General features: G+C 66.4%; 5 protein-coding genes. All 5 read left to right on the forward strand.

All coding sequences use genetic code 11. The features are described 5' to 3' along the window. A partial coding sequence (locus RMN84_RS04255; RefSeq protein WP_309610959.1) for a prephenate dehydratase domain-containing protein occupies positions 1-309 on the forward strand: 309 nt, incomplete at its 5' end. Beyond that, positions 306-1364 (forward strand): chorismate synthase, encoded by a 1059-nt coding sequence (gene aroC, locus RMN84_RS04260; RefSeq protein WP_309610960.1) that lies wholly within the window; start codon positions 306-308, stop codon positions 1362-1364. The genes RMN84_RS04255 and aroC, both read left to right, overlap by 4 nt. A gap of 4 nt (positions 1365-1368) precedes the next feature. Further along, positions 1369-2463 carry a 3-dehydroquinate synthase gene (gene aroB / locus RMN84_RS04265; RefSeq protein WP_309610961.1) on the forward strand — a complete coding sequence of 365 codons (1095 nt, stop codon included), beginning with the start codon at positions 1369-1371 and terminating at the stop codon, positions 2461-2463. A 243-nt stretch (positions 2464-2706) separates the two neighbouring features. Beyond that, positions 2707-3576, forward strand: coding sequence for a phenylalanine 4-monooxygenase (gene phhA, locus RMN84_RS04270; RefSeq protein ID WP_309610962.1), 870 nt, complete (start codon positions 2707-2709; stop codon positions 3574-3576). A 10-nt stretch (positions 3577-3586) separates the two neighbouring features. Continuing rightward, on the forward strand, positions 3587-4062 hold a 476-nt coding region (locus tag RMN84_RS04275), incomplete at its 3' end, for a diaminopimelate decarboxylase family protein (RefSeq protein WP_405051434.1).

Genomic DNA, 4062 nt, shown 5'->3' on the forward strand with positions numbered 1-4062 from the left:
AGCCAGCCGCTGCTGGTGCGGATGCACCTGATGGCGTTGCCGGGCGTGGCGATCGAAGACATTCGCACAGTCGTGTCGCACCCGATGGCGCTGAAGCAATGTGCGGCGCAGATCGCGGCGCTGCGCGTGGCGACCGAGGAAGCGTCGAACACCGCAGTCGCCGCCGCCGGGCTCGCCTCTGCCGATCGCGGAGTTCTCGCGTCGGAAGCGGCGGCGCATGCTTATGGGCTCACCATCATTCGCCGCGATCTTCAGGATCGTGTCGACAACGCCACCATCTTCGCGATCTTCGAACGGCGGGCGGCATGAGCGTCAACAGCTTTGGACGCGTGTTGCGCTTTTCGACCTGGGGCGAGAGCCACGGGCCGGCGATCGGCGCGGTGGTCGACGGCTGCCCGCCGGGACTGCATCTGAGCGAGGCGGACGTGCAGCCGTTCCTCGACAAGCGCCGGCCGGGGACGTCGCGCTTCACGACGCAGCGGCAGGAACCCGACCAGGTGCGCATCCTGTCGGGGGTGTTTGAGGGGCGGACTACCGGCACGCCGATCAGCCTGATGATCGACAATGTTGACCAGCGGTCGAAGGATTACAGCGACATCGCCACCGGCTATCGCCCGGGCCATGCCGATTTTGCCTATGACGCCAAATATGGCCATCGCGACTGGCGCGGGGGCGGGCGGAGCTCGGCGCGGGAGACGGCGTCGCGGGTGGCGGCGGGCGCGGTCGCGCGGCTGGTGGTGCCCGAGGTGACGATCCGCGCTTATGTCGTCGAGATTGGCGGGGACGCGGTCGACCGGGCAAACTTCGACGAAGGCCAGATCGACGCCAATCCCTTTTTCTGTCCCGACGTCGCTGCCGCCGCGCGGTGGGAAGCGCTCGTCGATGAGGCGCGCAAGGCGGGATCGTCGGTCGGGGCGGTGATCGAGTGCGTCGCGTCGGGGGTTCCGGCCGGATGGGGCGCGCCACTCTATGCCAAGCTCGACGCGGAACTCGCCGCCGCTTGTATGTCGATCAACGCGGTCAAGGGGGTCGAGATCGGCGACGGCTTCGGCGCGACACGGCTGCGCGGCGAGCAGAATGCCGACGAGATGCGTGGCGGCGGCATGTTCCTCGCCAATCACAGCGGCGGGATCGCGGGCGGAATATCGACCGGGCAGGACGTGGTCGTTCGGGTTGCGTTCAAGCCGACTTCGTCGATCCTCACCCCGGTGCGGACGGTCGATCGCGACGGCCTCGAGACCGAGATCAGCACTAAGGGCCGGCACGATCCGTGTGTCGGCATTCGCGGCGCGCCGGTCGTCGAGGCGATGATGGCGCTGGTGCTGGCCGATCAGAAACTGCTCCACCGCGCGCAGTGCGGGTGAGCGCGTGACGACAATCAAGGCCGAATTCGGCCCGCGCAGTTACGACATCGTCACCGAGCATGGATTGTGCGAGCGGGCGGGCGAATTGCTCGTGCCGCTGGCGCGTGACGGGCGGCTGGTGGTCGTCAGCGACGAGCAGGTGTGGGCGGCACAGGGAGCGCGCTTCGTGGCCGCGCTTGGCAATATTGCGGTCGAGCCGATCGTGTTGCCGGTGGGTGAGGCGAGCAAGAGCTGGGCCACGCTGGCAGTGCTGGTCGATCAACTGCTCGCGCTGGAAGTCGAGCGGAGCGACCATATCGTCGCCTTCGGCGGCGGGGTGATCGGCGACCTGGTTGGGTTCGCGGCCGCAATCGTTAAGCGCGGATGCAATTTCGTGCAGGTGCCGACGTCGTTGCTGGCGCAGGTCGACAGTTCGGTCGGCGGCAAGACCGCGATCAACGTGCCCGCCGGCAAGAATATGGTCGGGGCTTTCCACCAGCCGGCGCTGGTGCTGATCGACCCTGCCGTCCTCGCGACGCTGCCCGACCGCCACATGCGCGCCGGCTATGCCGAGATCGTCAAATATGCGCTGATCGAGGATGCGGAGTTTTTCGGGTGGCTGGAAGCGAACGCGGCGGCCGTGCTGGCGCGCGATCCCGCCGCGCTGGCCCACGCCATCGCGACCGCTGTCGCGGGCAAGGCGAAGGTCGTCGCCGCCGACGAGCGCGAGACCAAGGGGCGGCGGGCGCTGCTCAATCTGGGTCATACATTCGGTCATGCGCTGGAGGCAGAGACCGGCTTTTCCGACCGGCTGTTTCACGGGGAGGCGGTCGCGGCGGGGACAATGCTGGCGTTCGACTTCTCGGTCGCTCGGGGGCTGTGCCCGGCGAGTCAGGCCGAGCGAGTGCGCACTCACCTTGCCGCAATTGGCCTGCCGACCACGCTTGCCAGCGCGAATGTCTCGGCCAACGGTGCGACCCTCGTCGCCCACATGATGCACGACAAGAAGCGCGAGGGCGGGAAACTGCCGTTCATTTTGGCGCGCGCCATTGGGGGGGCGTTTGTCGACAAGTTGGTCGCCCTGGAGGAGGTTTCAGCCTTTCTCGACCAGCAGGCATAATGGGATCCCATTGACTCGCCGCCCGTTTTCAGGGCATTGACCGATGCGATGACGACGATCGCTCTTTCGGCTCACGCCACCCTGTCCGCCCTGCGCGTCACGGGCGCGTTCGTCACGTTCAAAAAAGACTATTTTACCAGCTGAGGCGGGACACGACTGACGCGCGCTAACGAAGCCGCTCCATTCGACCCCGCCAGGATCGCCCCGGCGGGGTTTTTTAATGCCGAATTCTGAGGACCGACGATGACCGACCACATTGCTCCAGAACAGCCCGGCCACGAAAAACACGGTGCGCTGGCCTCGCCGACGCCGCCGCCGGGTGCCGCCGCCGACTGGACCATCCCGCAACATTGGGACGAGCTGACCGAGGAAGATCATTGGGTGTGGGACACGCTGTTCGCGCGCCAGCAGACGCTGCTCCACGGCCGCGCGGTGGCGGCTTTCGAGGAAGGGCTCGACGTGCTCAATCTGAGCCGTCCCGGCGTGCCTAATCTAGACGAGGTCAACGAGCGGCTGGCAGCACGGACCGGCTGGTCGGTCGTTTCGGTCCCCGGCATCGTCCCCGACGACGTCTTCTTCCGCCATTTGAGCGAGCGCCGCTTTCCCGCCGGCGCGTTCATCCGCCAGGCCGACCAGCTCGATTATCTCGAGGAGCCCGACGCGTTCCATGATTTGTTCGGACATGTGCCGATGCTGGCGCAACCGGCGGTGGCCGATTTCATGCAGGCGCTTGGCCATCTGGGACTGCAGGCGGCCGATCTCGGCGCGATCCACCGCATCGCGCGGTTATACTGGTACACCGTCGAATTCGGCCTGGCGCGCGAGAACGGCGGGCTGAAGATTTACGGCGCAGGCATTTTGTCGAGCTTCGGCGAGGCGCATTACAGCCTGGAAAGCAGCAAGCCCAACCGACTGGCGTTCGACCTCAAACGGGTGCTTCGGACCGATTACAAGATTGACGATTTCCAGCCCAGCTACTTCGTCATTGACCGGTTCGAAGCCGTCCTCGAAACCGTCCAGCAACACGACCTGCCGGCGCTGCTCGGCGAGCTCGACGATCTGCCGGATCTTTCCCCGAACCATATCGACGCCGCCGACCGGATCGCGGCCTGAGGATCACATCATGGACCATTTTACCCATCGCGGCGGCGCGCTGCATTGCGAAGAAGTCGCACTGTCGACCATCGCGCGCGACGTCGGCACACCGGTCTACGTCTATTCGGCCGCGACGATGAAGCGCCACGCCAACGTGTTTCGCGCCGCAGTCGGCGGGAATGATCCGCTCGTCGCCTACGCGGTCAAGGCCAACCCCAATGCCGCCGTGCTGGCAACGCTGGCGGCCGAAGGACTGGGCGCCGATGTTGTGTCGATCGGCGAGTATCGCCGCGCGATTGCCGCTGGCTTCCCGCCCGAGCGGATCGTCTTTTCGGGCGTCGGCAAGACCGCGCCGGAAATGGCCTATGCGCTGGAGCGCGGGCTGTGCCAGTTCAACCTGGAATCGGTCGTGGAAGCGGAAATGATGTCGGAGGTCGCGACCCGGCTGGGGATCGCCGCGCCGGTCGCGTTCCGCGTCAATCCCGATGTCGTGGCGGGGACGCA

It is taken from the genome of Sphingomonas sp. (assembly GCF_031380695.1).
Classification (GTDB): domain Bacteria; phylum Pseudomonadota; class Alphaproteobacteria; order Sphingomonadales; family Sphingomonadaceae; genus Sphingomicrobium.